Consider the following 16,848-nt stretch of genomic DNA (forward strand, 5'->3'; position numbering starts at 1 on the left):
CATCAGCTCATTGAGTACCGCTTGAACCTCGTCGGCGCGAACATCACGACCAAGAACTTGCGCGTAGCCGGCCAGCGAATCCGCCGAGAACAAGCCCTTGGCGTCGCCGTCGACGCCGGCGACTCGCTCGAATACGGCCGTGGCCAGGGCTCCAAGCTGCTCGACTTTCATAATCTCCACGTCTGCCGCAGTGGAGCGCAGCGTGCCCGCAATAACCGGCAGGAAGTCATTGGGGTCGCCACCGGGCGGCAGGAGAGAACGTAGCTCTCGCAAAGCTCGCAGCATCTCCTCGGGTCGAGCGCCGAGAGTGCGGAAGGCCTGCGTGGCCACCTCCAGGCTGGGCTGCGTCGCCAAGCCCTCAATGCGCAGCCGCTCGAGCAGGTGCGCTACGTAGTCTGCATCGAGGACGGGGTAGGCAATCGATGTGGCACCTGCGAAGGCCTGATTCCGGCGAGCCGTCAGTTCGCTCACAAGCGCTCGGTGCGAGCCGGTACCAACGAAGATGAAGTGCCCCGGTGTCCCTGGTCTCGGGTTGATCGCGTCCCGCGCAGCCTTCAACGCGAGCAGCATCTTGTTGCCCTCGTCGGAGGTGATTGCGTGCTGAATCTCGTCGACGATCAACACGATGTCTCCGCGCGCCTGGTCCACCACTTGCGTGAATGCTTCCGCCAGCGTCGCGCCGCCTTCGGTGCCGACGCTCTCGACCTTGAAGCCGAACTTGAAACCCGAGACGGCGATCTCGGCGTTGCGCAGCTTCTTGAGCCGCTCGGCGATAGCACCAGCGGGCGTCTGCACTTCTTGAAGCGCGCGGCGGATGGCGGCGTGCACCAAGGTGGCCGGATTCGCCTGCGTGTTCGACCACAGGTCGACGTAGATCACCAACGCGCCGGCGGCCTCAAGCGCGGGCATCAAGTCCGCCTGCAGGAAGGTAGTCTTTCCGGTGCGCCTTACGCCGGAGATGAACAGGCCTGATCGCAGACCTTCGTCCAGGACCCCGGGGCGAAGCAGCTGCTGTGCCATCTGCTGGGCGAGGGCGGTGCGGAGAAAGATCCTGTCCATTGGGGAATTTTAGCCAAAGCGGTTAATTAGTCAAAATCCCTAAAACTTCCTACAAGCACGCCGCGCGCTGAACTCATCCCAACGTGACCGCCACTTTCGGCATCATGACCGACCGTTTCGGCGATCGTGACCGGCGCCCAGGAGGTCTCTGAAGAAGCCCCTGCAGCACCTGGCGGTGTTAAGTAGAACCGAGCCCTTTGGGCACTTATACGCGTTGCGCGGTTGCTGCTGCGCACGCTGGCCGCCAAGCGTGTCGTCGTCGGGTGCCGGTACGGCGACGTCGTCGCGGCCCGAGACGCTCGTGATGCCGGAGGCGGAGCCGACAAAACTGATTCAGCAGCAGCCGGGTGGCGGACCTTTGCCATAGGCGACAAGCCCTGGCGACATCGTCAGCATTCACGGCATGCCTCTTGCCAAGGCTCGTTGGTCCGCTACAACAGCCCCAATGCCGCTGAAACCGTCGCGCCTCTTGCCGCAAGATCGCGGCCTTCACCTATAACGCGCGGAGCCGACAGCGGGCGGCACTAGCAGCGGCGGCTTAAGACTTTCGTCGAATGCACAACCTATAACTGCAACCGGAGATATGCGATGAGTACGACCATATCCCGTTCAGCGAGCGGTGTTCCGGGTCTGGATGAAGTGCTGCACGGCGGTCTCATCGGCGGGAAGCTCTACATGCTCAACGGCGAACCCGGCGCCGGCAAGACGACTTTGGCGCTGCAATATCTGCTGCAAGGCGTGAGGGAAGGCGACACCACCCTGTATGTGACCCTGGGTGAGACGGCGAGCGAACTGCGCGTCACTGCTGAATCGCACGGCTGGTCGCTCGACGGCATCGAGATTGTCGAGCTGGTCGTCGACGAGCGTGCTCTGCTCGGCGAGTCGGATCTGACGATGTACTACCCGTCGGAAGTCGAACTCCACGAGACGACCCAGCGCATCCTTGAGGCGGTGGAGCGCGTCAAGCCACGTCGCATGGTGCTGGACTCGCTGTCGGAACTGCGCCTGCTGGCGCAGACCTTGCTGCGCTACCGCCGCCAGATCCTGGCCTTGAACCAGTTCCTGGCCGGCCGCAATTGCACGGCGCTATTTCTCGATGACCGGACGACGGAAAGCATCGACACCCAGGTGCACAGCGTTGCGCACGGCGTCATCGCGCTGGACCGCACCGTGCCCGCCTATGGGCCGGTGCTGCGCCAGTTGCGCATCACCAAGTTCCGCGGCAGCGATTTCATCAGCGGGCGGCAGGACTGCATCCTAACCCGCGGCGGATTGGAAGTCTTTCCGCGGCTGACGCCGAACGAGCATGGTGCGGTGTTCAGCCGCGACGTCGTCCCCAGCGGCGTGCCGGCGCTGGACGCCCTGCTTGGCGGTGGCACGGCCCGTGGCACCGCCACTTTGCTCGTCGGTCCGTCCGGGTCCGGCAAATCGACCATCGCCGCGCAATACGCGGTGGCGGCGACACAGCGGGGCGCGCACGCGGCCATCTTCACCTTCGAGGAGGCCAAGGCGCTGCTGCTTGACCGACTGCGCGCGCTGGGCTTGTCTGTCGACGAAGGCGCCGGCCCGAGCAAGCTCATGGTGCGCCAGATCGACCCCGCCGAGGTGTTGCCGAGCCAGTTCGTCAACATGGTGCGCCGTGCGGTGGAGGCGGAGGGGGCGACCGTGGTCGTCATCGACAGCCTGAACGGCTACATCAACGCCATGCCGGAGAAGCGGGCGCTGATGATCCAATTGCACGAACTGCTGAGCTATCTGAACAACCGCGGCGTGGCGACCTTCCTCGTCGCGGCGCAGTCCGGCATGCTGGGTGAGGGCCTGCACAACGTCGTGGACGCCAGCTATCTGACGGACGCCGTCGTGCTGTTCAGGATGTACGAGCATGCCGGCGCAATGCGCAAGGCCATCTCGGTGGTCAAGAAGCGCAGCGGCCCGCACGAGGACACGATCCGCGAGCTTTGGTTCGACGCACTGGGCGTGCATCTCGGACCGCCGCTGAAGCATCTGCGTGGGGTGATGACCGGCGTTCCCGTTGAGATCGAGGCTGTTGCAAAACCGGGGGCGGCCTCAAATGATGAACGCGCAGGACGTTCCTGATCACTCGTACAGCGAGCGGGTGATCGTGCTCGCGCCGACGGCTCGCGACGGCGAGGTCACGGCCCGGTTGCTCGCCGGCGTCAGCATTCACAGCGTCCTGGGCCAGGGTTGGCGGCATGCCGAAGACCTCATCCGCGCCGGCGCGGGTGCGCTGATGGTGACCGATGCGACGCTGGCCGACCCCGCCTTCAAGGGCCTGTTGCGCGCCCTGCAAAGCCAGCCCTCGTGGTCAAACCTGCCGGTGCTCGCGCTGTGCCGCCATGGGCATCAGGCGTCCGCGCTGCGCGAAGCCGGGTTGCGCAACCTGACGGTGATGGACCGCCCCACGTCGACCCGCGTCATGGTCAGCACGGTGAAGACGGCCTTGCGCGGGCGGCGCTGGCAGTACCAGATTCGCGACCAGATGGACTCGCTGCAACAGGCCGACCGCTCGCTACGCTTGGCGGACCAGCGCAAGGACGAGTTCCTCGCCACCCTGGCGCACGAACTGCGCAACCCGCTGGCCCCCATCCGCACTGGGCTGCAGCTCTTGCTGCGGGTGGCTGATGACCCTGTGAAGCTGCGCGGCGTGACGGACATGATGGAGCGGCAGATGAGCCAGCTGCTGTGCCTCCTCGACGACTTGCTCGAGGTGTCGCGGATCTCGACCGGCAAGCTCCTCCTGCAGCGTGAGCGGCTGGACCTGCGGCGCGTGGTGGAGACGGCATTGGAAGCCTGCGCGCCCCTGGTGGCGCGGGGTGGGCACCGGCTCGACGTGGCACTGCCAGACGAGGAGATATGCGTGGACGGTGACCTCACGCGGCTGGTGCAGTCGCTGAGCAATATCGTCAACAACGCGGCGAAGTACACGCCCGATGGCGGCCGCATCTCGGTGGCCCTCGGCCGCGCGGGCGAGGCGGCCGTGCTGACGGTGACGGACAACGGCATCGGCCTGCCGCCGGACATGCTGGTGCGCGTCTTCGACATGTTCGCGCAAGTGAATCGGGCGCTGGAGCGCTCGCAGGGCGGACTGGGTGTCGGGCTGGCCTTGGTCCGGAGCCTGGTCTCGCTGCATGGCGGCACCGTCAGCGCGCAAAGCCCGGGCCCGGGCGAGGGCAGCACGTTCACCATCACGCTGCCCCTCGTGCACGAGCTGCCGCAGGCTGCCGTCGCGGCAAAAGCGGCACAGGGGTTGGCCACACCACGGAGCATCCTGGTCGTTGACGACAACCAAGACGCGGCGGAGTCGTTGGCCATGCTGCTGGGCATCAACGGGCACGAGGTGCGCGTCGAGCACGGTGGCCATGCTGCGCTGGAAACCGCAGTGAGCTTCCTGCCGCAGGCCGTGTTCTGCGACCTGGGCATGCCGGGCATGGGCGGCTACGAGTTCGCCACGCGCCTGCGCCAGGACCGTCGCTTTGCCAACGCCCTGCTGGTGGCGCTGACCGGCTGGGGCGCCGAAGAAGACAAGGAGCGCTCACGTGCCGCCGGCTTCGACGCGCACCTGACCAAGCCCGCCAGCGTGGCCGCGGTGGCGGCGTTGCTGGCCCGGCTCTGACGCGCGCGGCGTTGGTCCGGGCTCGGCAACAGGCGGTGGAACCGCGGTGGCGGGTGACAGCGGACTCGCGCAACGTAGAAGCCTTGATGGTGCAGGCGCGCTGGCTTCGCCATTGGCTGAGGCTGAACGCGTGGGCCCGGCGACCGCCTAGATTGCGTATCGGACTCGCACACCAAGACAGCCGCGTCGCCAAGGTGGACCTCGATACCGAGATGACGGTGGTGTGCAACGAGTTCGAGCGCGGCGAGAACCAGCCGTTTTCCCTGCTGTCCCAGCGCGTCAACGCGGCGGCCTTTGCCCTGTTCAATGACCTGAAGACCCGAGCTGCAACGACATCCTGATCGCGGTCCACCGACGGGCTCAAAGGCATGCCCGAGGCGTTGGCTGCGGTGTACCAGGCCGGGACGCTGCAGACCTGCCCCGCACCTGATCCGCAACAGCTTGGACTACGCGAGCCGAAAGGATCGCAAGGCGCTGGCAGCAGCCATCAAGCCGGTCTACACAGCCCCCAGCGCCAAGGCCGCGCAGGCCGGGCTGCAGGCGTTTGCGCAGGGCCCTTGAGGGATATCCCCACGGTGGAAGAAGCCTGGCGCTGGGCCTGAAACAAGTCATACCGTCCTTCGCCTTCCCGCCGAGGTACGCCGGGTGATCTACACCACCAACGCCATCGAGAGCGTGAACGCGCGGCCGCCTCTTAAACCGGTACTACCTGCCCTGCCCGCTTTTTTGTTAGTTCGGGCGCACGCTCGGCGCACCGTTTGCCCTCTCTGGGCATGGATACAGAGAGATAGAGCGGCCCCTTCCCCTTTGGAGCCGCAACTTGCCACCCAAGTGCCACGAAAGAAGCCAGTGGTGAAGTCACTTCCGTCGATACAAAAGGTCAAGGCCCATAGGGACAACCGACCGTATGTTTTTTGGCTGCGCGAGCGGCGGCTGGCAGATTCCCAATGAACGCAACACAGAATCGTGCCCGCTTGCTCATCGTGGACGATCAAGCGATCCAGTTGCGCGTGATTTGCGAGACCCTCACGCATGAGGGCTATGACACGACCTGTTGTCGTAGCGCTGAAGAGGCACTTGCGCATCTCCAAGGGGAACCGTACGACGTCCTGATCAGCGACTTGTGCATGCCGGGCACAGACGGCATATCCTTGATCGAGCAGGCTCGGAAGATCGATCCGGATCTGGTCCCAGTGGTCATGACTGGGCACGGCAGTATTCCCACTGCCGTTCAGGCTATGAAGTTAGGGGCAATCGATTATCTGCTCAAGCCGCTGCGCTTGGCCGACATGCGTCCAGTGCTGATTCGCGCGATGGAGTTGCGCCGCCTGCGACGCGAAAAGCAGGTACAGCGGCAGCGCATCCTGGAGCGAGGCGCACAGCTGGAGGCAACGAACCGTGAGCTGGAGGCGTTCGCAGCGCGAGTAGCGCACGACCTGCGCGAGCCGGTCAATATCGTACTAGGCTTTGGCCGCATGCTCGCGGAGCGAGGCGACCCACCGCTCGATACGCAAGCCAACACCTACCTCGGGTACATCCTGCAGGCGGCGGATCGGGCGAATCGGCTAGTGCACGACATGCTGGCGTTTGCTCGACTTGGCAACAGCCCGCTGACCCTTACTGCAGTGGATCTCAATCTATCGGTCCGTCAGGCGCGCCACATGGTCACGCTCAGTAATCCTTACCTGGAGGCGGAGTGGGTGATTCCGAGCTTACCCACCGTGGCGGGCGATGCGTCGCTCTTGCAGCAGGTGTTCGTCAACCTGTTGTCCAACGCGTTCAAGTACAGCGTGCCAAAGGGGCGACCGCGAATCGAAATTGCACATTGGATCGACGCGCAAGGGGGACACGTCATTGCGGTTCGCGACAACGGAGTCGGATTCAACCCTGCACAGACCGACCGCTTGTTCATGCCCTTCCAACGCCTGCACCGTGCGGATCAGTTCGCTGGGAACGGGATGGGGCTTGCGAATGTCAAGCGAATCGTCGAGCGTCACGGGGGGAGTGTTCGCGCAGAAGCAAAGCTCGGTGAAGGCGCGGTGATCACATTGTCATTGCCGGTGGATGCGAAAGATGGTGCGCCACTGGCACCGGCCGTGACAGACACCATCGCGACGATCGTCACCGACGACCATTGGCTTGCCCCTGATCCACGTAGTCCATAACCACTCGATTACGCGGCTTGGCCGACCCCTCGGTCCCACCATCATGATAGGGACCAATTTGTGAATCAGGTATCTTTGAACAGGGCAGGCCTAGCGCGCCGACCCGGCTGGATTGGCCTGCTCGCGCTGATCATGCTTAGCGTCTGCGTCTTGGCCATCCTCAGCCTGCAGCAGCTGGCCGCCCTGCGCGTCGGCAGCGAGCGCCTCGAGGACGACCGTCTTGCTGCCCGGCAACTGGCCGAAGCGTTGTCGGTGCTCAAGGATGCGGAAACGGGCCAGCGCGGGTTTCTGCTGACGGGGCGCGAGGAGTACCTTCGGCCATACGAGGCTGCACGCCAGTCGCTTCCGCCACTGATGGAGCAGTTGCAGGTCAGCGCTGCCCGCTCCGACAGCGGCCAGCTGAGCGATTTGGGGCGCTTCTCCGATTTGCAACATGCGAAGCTGGCCGAGCTGGCGAGCACCATCGATCTGGTTCGGCGCGGCGACTCGGCTGCGGCCCTGGCGATCGTGCGGGAAGACTCCGGCAGGCAGCTGATGGTGCAGATGCGCGCGCTGGTGGCACGCCTGTCTACGGGAGCAGAGGCGTCACTCAAAGGAAACGCTGCGGCCGTCCGACTGCTCGACAGACGCGTGCAGTGGCTCCTGGTCTCCACCTCGGTCGGTGCGCTGATCCTGGTTTTCCTGTTGGGTCGCCTTAAGGCAACCACCACGCTGATGAAGTTCTCGCAACGGCAGGCGCGTGAGCGTACGCAGGCGACCGCGCACCGCCTGGCGCGCCTGGAGCGCCTGAGCTCGGCTCTGGTGACCGCCAGCACGCCGCTCGAAGTCGGCGGCGTCCTGTCCACCGAGGTCGCCACCGGCTTCGGCGCGCCGCGTCCATGGATCGCAATGCTTTCCGAGGACGGGCGGTGGCTGAGCACCCTGGGGCATGGCGGCCACGCGCAGGAGATCATGGAGGGCTTCATGCGCGTTCCCCTGGATGACAAATCGCCTGTCGGCGAGGCGATCTCGGCGCGATCGCCGCGCTGGTTCGAGTCCACCGAGCAGGTTCTGGCCCGCTACCCGCATCTGCATCCGCGCCAGGGGCCCATCGCCGAGGCGGGGTTCGTGGCGCCGCTGGTCGTGGGTTCGGACGAACAGTCGCGAGTGATCGGCGTGATGACGGTGGCCTTCGACGAATCGCATCACTTCGACGCCGACGAGCGCCGCGTGCTGGAAGCCGTGGCCGGCCAATTGGCCGTGGCACTTGATCGCGCCGCACTGTACGAACGCGAGCAGGCTGTCATCCGCCGCGGGGCCGAACTGCGCCACGTGGCCGCCGCACTGCTGGATGCGGTGGCCCCGGAGCAGGTTTGCCGCGTCATGGCTGATCATGCGCGCGACAGCCTGGCCGCCGCGGCTGCCAGCGCCGAACTGTTCGGCGGCGCCGGCCAGGGGCACGACGCCGCCACGGTCGGCGACGAAGTCATGGAGCAGGTCCAGCGGGTCCGCCTGGTCGGTGAGGCGCTGGACTCCGGGCGCCCGGCGTTCGCCGGCCCACGCCCCCCACGGCCGCAGGACGCCGGTGCCCCCGCTCCGATGGATGCGGGCAGCGCGGTGACGGCCATGGCCGTTCCGTTCCGGCAGCGCCCGCGCCCGGACGCGGCAGGGGCCGGCCGCCCGGATTCGCGCTGTGCACGGGGCGCGTTGGTGCTGGAATTCGCACAATCCAGGACCTTGTTGGCGGACGAACGGCTCTACCTGAAGGACCTGATCGCGCACGGCGTGCAGGCGCTCAACCGGCTGGATCTGGAACAGGCGCGGCGGGAGAGCGAGGCCGCCGCGGCGGCGCACCGATGGATGGAGAAGGTGCTGCAGAGCCTTCCGGTGGGCGTGGGGCTGGCCGAGGCACCGGCCGGGCGGCTGCTGCATCTCAACCGGGCCGTTGCCGACATCTGGGGTCACACCACATACTCGCTCGGCATCGAAAACTACAGTCAGGACTGGATCGGCTTTCGGCCCGGGACCGGCGACCGCTACCGGCCGCAGGACTGGCCAATGGCGCGCGCCCTGGTGAACGGCGAGGTGGTCAACGACGAACTGATCGAGATCGAGCGCCCGGATGCGAGCCGCCGGTACCTGAGTATCAGTGCCGTCCCCATGCGAGGCGATGACGGACGCGTGGCATATGCCGTGACTGCCATGACCGACGTCACCCGCCGTGTGCATGCGGAGCACGAACGCACCGAGGGCGAGATCCGGCTGCGGCTGGCCATGGATGCCACGACCATGGGCGCCTGGGAATACGACGTCGAACGCCGCCAGTCGATCTGGACCGATCGGATCTACGCCTTACTCGAGCTGCCCAACGACGGGCAGGCTTCCTTCGAGCGGTTCATGGAACGAGTGGAACCGGAAGACCGCGCCGCGCTGGCAGCCTTGTTGGGAAACACCGTGAGGACTGGGGCGGACCTCAACACCACGTTCAGAGTCCTTAGCGACAACGGCAGGAGTCGCTGGTTGATGGCAAGAGGCCAGCGCATCGAAGGCCTGCCCGGCAGGGGTCACCGCGTGATGGCAGTCGGCTTCGACGTGACGGAGATGATGCGGGCGCGCCAGGAACTCGAGGACGCCGACCGGATGAAGGACGAATTCCTGGCCATGCTGGGACACGAATTGCGCAATCCGCTGGCTCCGATTCTCAATGCGGTGTCTATCCTGAGCCGCGTCGGCGGGCAGGCCGAAATCCGTGTGCGGATGATCAGCGTGCTGGACCGGCAGACGCGCCAGATGGCCCGGCTGGTCGACGACTTGCTGGAGGTGTCGCGCATCCGCTACGGCCGCATCGAACTCCAGTGCGAAGTCTTCCCCCTGGCGCAGGCGGTGTCCGCCGCGGTTGACACGGTGCACACGCAGGTCGAGTCGCGCGAACAGGTGCTAACTACCGACATCGAGGACCCGTACGTGCAGATGGAGGGTGATCCCGCACGGGTGGCCCAGATACTGGCCAACGTGCTGCACAACGCGAGCAAGTACACGCCGCACGGTGGGCGGATCCGCTTGACCGTGCAGGCGGACGCCGGCGGGTCCGCGGTGGTGCTGCGCGTCATCGACGAGGGCCTGGGTCTGGACGCGGAGTTGCTGCCGCGCGTGTTCGACCTGTTCACCCAGGGCAAGCGAACGCTGGACCGGTCCGAGGGTGGGCTTGGCATCGGTTTGGCCCTAGCCAAGCGCCTGGTGGAGCTGCACCGCGGCAGCATTGCGGCCAGCAGCGACGGGCCCGGCCACGGCGCCACTTTCACACTCAGGCTTCCCCTGTGCCGGGTGGACACGCAGCCGATTGCGGGAGTCAGGCAAGGCGACGAGCGCGTCGAGCCGGGGACGCGGCTGCGCGCGCTGGTGGTCGACGATAATCGCGATTCCGCCGAAAGCCTCGCCCAGCTGCTGGAAATGGAGGGCCACGAGCTGCGCCTGGCCCATGACGGAGGGGCGGCCCTGGAACAGGCCCGGGCCTTCCAGCCCGACATCGCATTCGTCGGCATCGGGCTGCCTGTGCATGATGGCTACGAGGTCGCGCGCGCACTGCGAGCCGACCAGCGCACGAGCCGTGTGTTCCTGGTGGCGGTCACCGGCTACGCGCAGGAGGAGGAGGACCGGCGCCGTTCGGCCGAGGCCGGCTTTGACCTGCACTTCGCCAAGCCGGTCGACTTCGAGATGATCAACGGTGCTGTGCTGGCGTTCATCCGCTCGGCAAGCACCCCCCCTGGGGATCCGGCTCAACCGACGGAGCAAAGGGTCTGAACAACGCGTAGATCGAAGCGCGCAGTCGGCGTTCTCGCGCATCGATTCACGCATGGCGCATTTCAGCGTGAGCGTCCGGCATAGCAAGTACATAAAGGCGCCGCCTGGCCAACGCACAGGGTCTCGCAGCGTTGCGATCGACGCCAAACCGCCGTTCTCACCGATCGATCCTCCGGCGGCGAGATTTTGCCCAGATTTCAAGCAACTCTTCAAGCGTCCGAAGCCCTCAGCATCCGCACGTGACACCCACGGCGTGACCCGTCGCTAAAAGGCCGCTTGTACGTGCTTCCGCTCTGCCGAGGTGGTGCTCGAGCGTCGGCAAGGTCTTGGTCGCGTGGGCTTTGACCGGGTCCCGACGTCCTGCACACCTTCCTCGAATAGCTTGACCGGATGCTCGATGGAGCAGGGCATAGGCGTCGAGCAAGGCTCGTGGCTTCGCGGCCAGCGAAAAGCTGTGTTGTCCGCATCGCTCGGGCATTGCAATTGCCCGTCGGGAGACCTGGTTTTGCGCTCTGGCAAAGCCCTCTTGCCCACCCGTCAACGGTGAAGGATTTCTGCCATGTTCGCCCACAACAAGCGCCTGCAATACACCGTCCGCGTCACCGAGTCCAACCCCGGACTGGCCAACCTCATGCTCGAGCAGTTCGGTGGCCCGCAAGGCGAGCGCGCCGCGGCCTGCCGCTATTTCACGCAGTACCTCGCCGAGGACGACCCCGGCCGCAAAGACATGCTGATCGACATCGCCACCGAGGAGCTGAGCCACTTGGAGGTGATCGGCACCATCGTGGCCATGCTCAACAAGGGCGCCAAGGGTCGCATTTCCGAAGGCAACGAGACCGAAGCCGAGATGTACCGCAAGATCTCCGGCGGGGGCAACGACTCGCACGTCACGCAGCTGCTCTACGGCGGTGGCCCGCCGCTCACCAACTCCGGCGGCGTGCCCTGGTCGGCGGCCTACATCGACACCATCGGCGACCCCGCGGCCGACCTGCGCTCCAACATCGCCGCCGAGTCGCGCGCCAAGATCATCTACGAGCGCCTGATTAACATGACCGACGATCCCGGCGTCAAGGATGCGCTCACCTTCCTCATGACGCGCGAGATCTCGCACCAGCAGTCGTTCGAGAAGGCCCTGTATTCCATGCAGCCCAATTTCCCGCCGGGCAAGCTGGCCGGCATGCCGGAATTCACCAACGTGTACTTCAACATGTCGGTCGGCGAAGGCGACACCCGGGGCCCATGGAACAACCACGGCACCTTCGAGTTCCGCGAGGCCGAGCCCGCCGTCGACGGCGGCTCCGGCATGCCGGAGATCCACATGAGTGCCGAAGAGGCCGACGCGGTCGAACAGGCCGCCATCCGCCTGCACTCCGACCCCGACAGCGACCCGATGACTGGCGCGATGCTCGGCATGGACGGCGGCGGCAACGCGGTCGATGGCGCCGGCGCCCAGGCCGCGCAATCGACCGACCCGATGGGTGCCAAGAGAAACGCCGAGGCATTGAAGGGCTCCGGCTCCAAGGCGCCGGCGCCCAAGCGCAGCAAGTAGGCCTCATCCCCAATGCCCCTTGCCGCCATGACGGACCTGATACCGCGCCCGTCCGCCTCGAAGAGGCGCCCGCGTTGCAGCCGCGCCAGTATTTCGGGCCGGCGATGGCCTCCGCTGGAATGCTCTTAATGCTATGGGCACTATGGCAGCGCGTGGGTCGATCCAGAACGCGCTCGGTGAGGGAGCGGCGGAAGGCGCCGACTCCGAAGTTGTCGCGGCCGAATCAATTCGAGCCTTGAGCTCGCTGCTGCGAGAGCTCAAGCCGTTGGGGGGCGAGCACGCCTTGCGTGCGCTGTACGTACGTAGCCTGCACTTGGCATGTTTGTCCTTCCAACACGGTGCGAGCGAGCTGGAATTTCCGGACGAGCCGCTGGCTTCAATCCATCGAGATCTCGTGTCACGAACCCCCGCAGAAGCGCGTGGCGCTGCCGAGGCTCTGCTTTTTAGCCCTCGCCGATCTTCTGGTTTCCTTGATCGGGGAGTCCTTGACCAACCGCTTGCTGCAGAAGGCATGGGGCACCCCGTTCCATGCCAAGTCTTCGCATGTGAAACCGCTATGAACACCAACAAAGTTCGCATCCCGCGTCTTCCCAGCGGCGTGCCAGGACTGGATCCCTTGCTGGGTGGCGGCCTGGGCGAGTTGTCCTTCAACATCATCGCCGGACAACCCGGCTCAGGCAAGACGACGCTGGCTCACCAAATGATGTTCGCGTTGGCGAGTCCTGAACGCAAGGCGCTCTTCTTCACCGTGCCAGGCGAACCAGCGCTGAAGATGCTGCGCTACCAGCAGCAGTACAACTTCTTTGATACTGCCAAGCTTGACGACTCATGGTGGGCGCCGTTGCCCTGTTTGCCGGCTCAAGCACTCGACGGACGTCTGCTAGCGCAGCGCTCGCCAAGCCGATGCGGTACTGAAAAGCAATGAGCGCGAACGAGTCGAAGCACGAATGGCTGACGGGCGGCGGCGAGATGTCGCAGCTGATCCGCTCGACGGACTGGTCCGCCACGCCTCTGGGGCCCATCGAATCGTGGCCGCCGAACCTGCGCACAACGGTCAGCCTGTGCCTGGCGTCGAACTTCCCGATCAACATCGTCTGGGGGCCCGAGGCGATCCAGATCTACAACGCCGGTTATCGCGTCGTGTGCGGAGCGGCCCATCCGCGCGCCATCGGCGAGTCCTACCGTGTCACCTGGGCATCGGCCTGGCCGGCGATAGGCGAACCCTTCGAGAAGGCGCGTCTGGGCGAGACATCCTACGTCGAGAACCAGCGGATGTTTCTTGAGCGCAACGGCTATCTCGAGGAAACCTTTTTCACGTTTTCGCTGAGCCCGATCCGCGACGAATTCGGGGCTGTGGCAGGCCTCTTTCATCCCGTGACCGAGACGACGGCCGCCATGCTCAGCGAGCGACGCACGCGCGCGTTGCGCGACATCGTCAACGAGGCGGGCGGCGCCGAGTCGGTTCAGGAGGCCTCCGGGCGGATCATCGAGACGCTCTCGCGCTACCGCAACGATGTCCCCTGCGTGATGCTCTATCGCCACGAGGCCGCGGACGACCGGCTGCGGCTGCTCGGCGCCACCGGAGTCGATGCGCATTCGTTCACATTGGGCGACGCTGTCGCAACGGACGCGGCGCCCTGGCCGTTCCGAGAGGTGCTCGACACGCGCCGCGGCACGCTGGTTCACGACGTGGTGGCGAGAGTCGGTGCCATGGCCTGCGCCAACTACCCCGAGGCGATCGCCCGGGCATTCGTCGTCCCCATCAAGACCCACGCTCTCGCCGGCCCGTTCGGGTTTGCGGTTGTGGGCATGAGCACACGCCTGCCGGCCGACGCGTCGTACCAGCGTTTCATCGAGATGCTCGGCGAAGCCGTCGGCACGGCCATCGCCACCGCTCTCGCCTACGAAGAAGAAAGACGCAAGGCCGAGGAACTGAGCGTCATCGACAGGGCCAAGACCGCCTTCTTCAGCAACGTGAGTCACGAATTCAGAACGCCACTCACCTTGATGCTGGGGCCGCTCGAGGACTCACTCGCGGACACCGAGGAACCTCTGCCGCCGCGCCAAAGAGAGCGGCAGGAACGCATCAACCGAAATGCGCGGCGGCTTCTGAAGCTGGTGAACACCCTGCTCGACTTCTCGCGCATCCAGGCCGGCCGGGTCGATGCCGCCTACCGCCTCACGGATCTGCCGCGCCTGACGGCGGACCTGGCGAGCGTCTTTCGAGCCGCCATCGAAGAGGCCGGTCTGCGCTTCAAGGTCGAGATCGATAACCTAGACGAGCCGGTCTGCGTGGACCACGATATGTGGGAGAAGATCGTCCTGAATCTTCTTTCCAATGCCTTCAAGTTCACCTTCCAGGGCGAGATCGAAGTGCGACTGGAACGACGCGGAGATCGCGCCTGCCTGACCGTGCGCGACACCGGGACCGGCATCCCGGCCTCCGCGATCCAGAATCTTTTCCAACGTTTTCACCGGGTCGAAGGCTCGCACGGCAGAACCTACGAGGGAAGCGGCATCGGGCTGGCCTTGATTCACGAACTGGTCAAGCTCCATGGCGGGTCGATCAGCGTCCAGAGCCAAGAGGGCTGCGGCAGCGCCTTCGAGATCGCATTGCCGTTCGGAAGCGCGCATTTGCCGGCCGACCGTTTGCGCGCGGAGCCTGCTGCGAGGGCGGTCAGTCCGATGAGCCTGGCCTTTATGGAAGAGACGTCCGGATGGCTGCCCGAACCGGTCGACGAAGCGCTGGCGGATTCCTCCAACGCGTCCTCGCCTCGCGCCGGGCTTACGGGAGCCGCGGCACCGACCATGCTGGCAGCGAGGCAGCGCATCGTGATCGCCGAAGACAACGCTGACATGCGTGCCTACCTGAAGGGATTGCTTGAACCCCTCGGCGAGGTCGAGGCGGTCGGGGACGGCGAGGCCGCGCTGGAGTCGATAGGGCGCAGCAGGCCCGACCTGATCATCTCCGACGTGATGATGCCAAGGCTCGACGGCCTAGGCCTTCTGGAGCGTTTGCGCGCCGACCCGGACGCCGCCGGCATTCCCTTCGTGCTCCTGTCCGCTAAAGCCGGCGAGGAGTCGCGGATCGCGGGCCTGCGCCTGGGCGCCGACGATTTTCTCGCCAAGCCGTTCTCGGCCAGGGAACTGGTGGCCCGCGCCACCACCCAGCTCAAGCTGGGTGAGGCCAGGCGCATCGCCGAGACGGAGCGCAAGCGCCTCTTCGAGTTCTTCATGCAGGCGCCGATTCCGATGGTGATCCTGCTCGGCCCGGAGCATCGCTTTATCCTGGCCAACGAACCCTATGAGAAGCTGGTTGGGATGAGGGTCGTCGGCAAGACCGTGCTCGAGCTCTTTGCTCCACCACTGACCGAGATGTTCATCCCCTTGCTGGATCGGGTCTATGCCACCGGGCAGCCCTTCATTGGCAAGGAAATCGAGATGCCCCTTCCAGACATGAACGGCGTATTGCACGACGGCTTCATCGATGTCAGCTACCAGCCCTTCCGAGAACCGGCCGGCGAGATCAGGGGCGTGCTGGCCATTGTGGTGGACGTGACGGCGCAGGTGCGTGACCGCAAGACGATCGAGGACGCGCTCGCGCAGCTCACCGAAGAACGGGAAATTCGAGAGCGATTCGTGACGACGCTCACGCATGATCTTCGCAGCCCTCTAAGCGTGGTGCTTACGAGCGGGGGGCTCATACACCGCCAGCTCGATGACCCGCTGGCCTTGAAGGTCCTGGCGGAGCGGATCATCAGGAACGCGCAGCGCGTGGACACCATGGTCTGCGATCTGCTCGATGCCAACAGTCTGCATGCGGGCGAGCGCATGCCGCTGGCGGTGAAGGCGTGCCGCCTCGATCAAATCCTGGAGACGATTTCCCAAGAACTGAGCGAGCTTCATGGAGCCCGCATTCGCGTGAGCAACGAGGCCGGCGCCGTACCCGGTCTATGGGATGGCGAGGCCATCCGGCGCGTCGTCGAGAACCTCGCCAGCAATGCCGTGAAATACGGCGAGCCCGATGCTCCGATCACCTTGAGCCTGGTGAGGCTCGACGATTGGATCGAGCTCAGGGTCCACAACGAAGGCATCGCCATCTCCCACAGGGAGCAGGAGGCCATCTTTGAGCCCTTCCATCGGACGCATTCGGCCTCGGGCGACCAGCATTCCGGTTGGGGCGTTGGGTTGGCACTGGTCAAGGGCATCGCCGAGGCTTATGGCGGCAGCGCGCGGGTGCAAAGCAACCCGGCGACCGGCACGACGTTCTTCGTTCGCTTTCCGATTGAGGGCAGAGCATCGTCCTGAGATCGCTACCCGGCCACGCGATACGTACCGGCCCGACCTGAACAGCCGCGTCGACAAATTGCTGCCGCATCGCTGGCAACCGCTGGCCTGACGCCCCTCAGCGCTTGAGTTCGACCAGCGCTCATCGTTCACGACTCCTGTTTCCGCGTCTCCGCCACGGTCACTGCCGCCGCATGGTGCATGACGGCGTAGGCCCATGCACGTGCGATGTTGTCGCGACCGACCCGCTGGCTTGCCATAAGGTTCAAGGCATGGGCTCGGATCGAGCTCAATTTACTCTGAAGCGCACCGGCGCAGGCGTCGGCGCTCGGGGCTTCACAATGGCGGTTGCCCCGGGGCGAGCAGCGGCACGG

9 protein-coding genes and 1 pseudogene are annotated in these 16,848 nt (G+C 65.4%); 9 read left to right on the forward strand and 1 reads right to left on the reverse strand.

The window, feature by feature from the left end:
- The coding region (locus H0W40_RS10175) for an AAA family ATPase (protein WP_292445831.1) at positions 1 to 1,059 on the reverse strand (1,059 nt) is incomplete at its 3' end.
- A 588-nt stretch (positions 1,060 to 1,647) separates the two neighbouring features.
- On the opposite strand from H0W40_RS10175, the gene H0W40_RS10180 reads away from it, so the two are divergent.
- The 9 genes and pseudogenes from H0W40_RS10180 to H0W40_RS10220 all read left to right on the forward strand — a co-directional run bounded on the left by H0W40_RS10180 (position 1,648) and on the right by H0W40_RS10220 (position 16,495).
- Positions 1,648 to 3,156: an ATPase domain-containing protein gene (locus tag H0W40_RS10180; RefSeq protein ID WP_292445832.1), complete on the forward strand. Its 1,509-nt coding sequence runs from the start codon at positions 1,648 to 1,650 to the stop codon at positions 3,154 to 3,156.
- Positions 3,131 to 4,693: an ATP-binding protein gene (locus tag H0W40_RS10185; protein ID WP_292445833.1), complete on the forward strand. Its 1,563-nt coding sequence runs from the start codon at positions 3,131 to 3,133 to the stop codon at positions 4,691 to 4,693. The genes H0W40_RS10180 and H0W40_RS10185 overlap by 26 nt, the downstream gene beginning before the upstream one ends.
- An 86-nt stretch (positions 4,694 to 4,779) precedes the next feature.
- Positions 4,780 to 5,034, forward strand: a complete 255-nt coding sequence (locus tag H0W40_RS10190; RefSeq protein ID WP_292445834.1) for a hypothetical protein — start codon at positions 4,780 to 4,782, stop codon at positions 5,032 to 5,034.
- Between the two features lie 9 nt (positions 5,035 to 5,043).
- Positions 5,044 to 5,380: pseudogene (locus H0W40_RS10195) on the forward strand (transposase); the annotation flags it as partial.
- A 260-nt stretch (positions 5,381 to 5,640) separates the two neighbouring features.
- Positions 5,641 to 6,858: an ATP-binding protein gene (locus H0W40_RS10200; protein WP_292445836.1), complete on the forward strand. Its 1,218-nt coding sequence runs from the start codon at positions 5,641 to 5,643 to the stop codon at positions 6,856 to 6,858.
- Between the two features lie 150 nt (positions 6,859 to 7,008).
- Positions 7,009 to 10,638, forward strand: coding sequence for a CHASE3 domain-containing protein (locus H0W40_RS10205; RefSeq protein WP_292445838.1), 3,630 nt, complete (start codon positions 7,009 to 7,011; stop codon positions 10,636 to 10,638).
- A 559-nt stretch (positions 10,639 to 11,197) separates the two neighbouring features.
- Positions 11,198 to 12,187 (forward strand): manganese catalase family protein, encoded by a 990-nt coding sequence (locus tag H0W40_RS10210; protein WP_292445840.1) that lies wholly within the window; start codon positions 11,198 to 11,200, stop codon positions 12,185 to 12,187.
- Positions 12,188 to 12,743: 556 nt separating this feature from the next.
- Positions 12,744 to 13,112 carry an ATPase domain-containing protein gene (locus H0W40_RS10215; RefSeq protein WP_367153791.1) on the forward strand — a complete coding sequence of 123 codons (369 nt, stop codon included), beginning with the start codon at positions 12,744 to 12,746 and terminating at the stop codon, positions 13,110 to 13,112.
- Positions 13,109 to 16,495 carry an ATP-binding protein gene (locus H0W40_RS10220; RefSeq protein ID WP_292445842.1) on the forward strand — a complete coding sequence of 1,129 codons (3,387 nt, stop codon included), beginning with the start codon at positions 13,109 to 13,111 and terminating at the stop codon, positions 16,493 to 16,495. Before H0W40_RS10215 ends, H0W40_RS10220 begins: the two co-directional genes overlap by 4 nt.
- Positions 16,496 to 16,848 lie beyond the last annotated feature (353 nt).

Origin of the sequence: Methylibium sp., assembly GCF_013817345.1 — a bacterium.
In the GTDB taxonomy this organism is placed as follows: domain Bacteria; phylum Pseudomonadota; class Gammaproteobacteria; order Burkholderiales; family Burkholderiaceae_C; genus Methylibium.

What these genes read in the sequence shown, in the direction of transcription:
- H0W40_RS10215 (WP_367153791.1), top strand. Translation starts at nt 12,744, where the DNA reads ATGAACACCAACAAAGTTCGCATCCCGCGTCTTCCCAGCGGCGTGCCA.
- H0W40_RS10220 (WP_292445842.1), top strand. Translation starts at nt 13,109, where the DNA reads ATGAGCGCGAACGAGTCGAAGCACGAATGGCTGACGGGCGGCGGCGAG.
- H0W40_RS10190 (WP_292445834.1), top strand. Translation starts at nt 4,780, where the DNA reads ATGGTGCAGGCGCGCTGGCTTCGCCATTGGCTGAGGCTGAACGCGTGG.
- H0W40_RS10200 (WP_292445836.1), top strand. Translation starts at nt 5,641, where the DNA reads ATGAACGCAACACAGAATCGTGCCCGCTTGCTCATCGTGGACGATCAA.
- H0W40_RS10185 (WP_292445833.1), top strand. Translation starts at nt 3,131, where the DNA reads ATGATGAACGCGCAGGACGTTCCTGATCACTCGTACAGCGAGCGGGTG.
- H0W40_RS10180 (WP_292445832.1), top strand. Translation starts at nt 1,648, where the DNA reads ATGAGTACGACCATATCCCGTTCAGCGAGCGGTGTTCCGGGTCTGGAT.
- H0W40_RS10210 (WP_292445840.1), top strand. Translation starts at nt 11,198, where the DNA reads ATGTTCGCCCACAACAAGCGCCTGCAATACACCGTCCGCGTCACCGAG.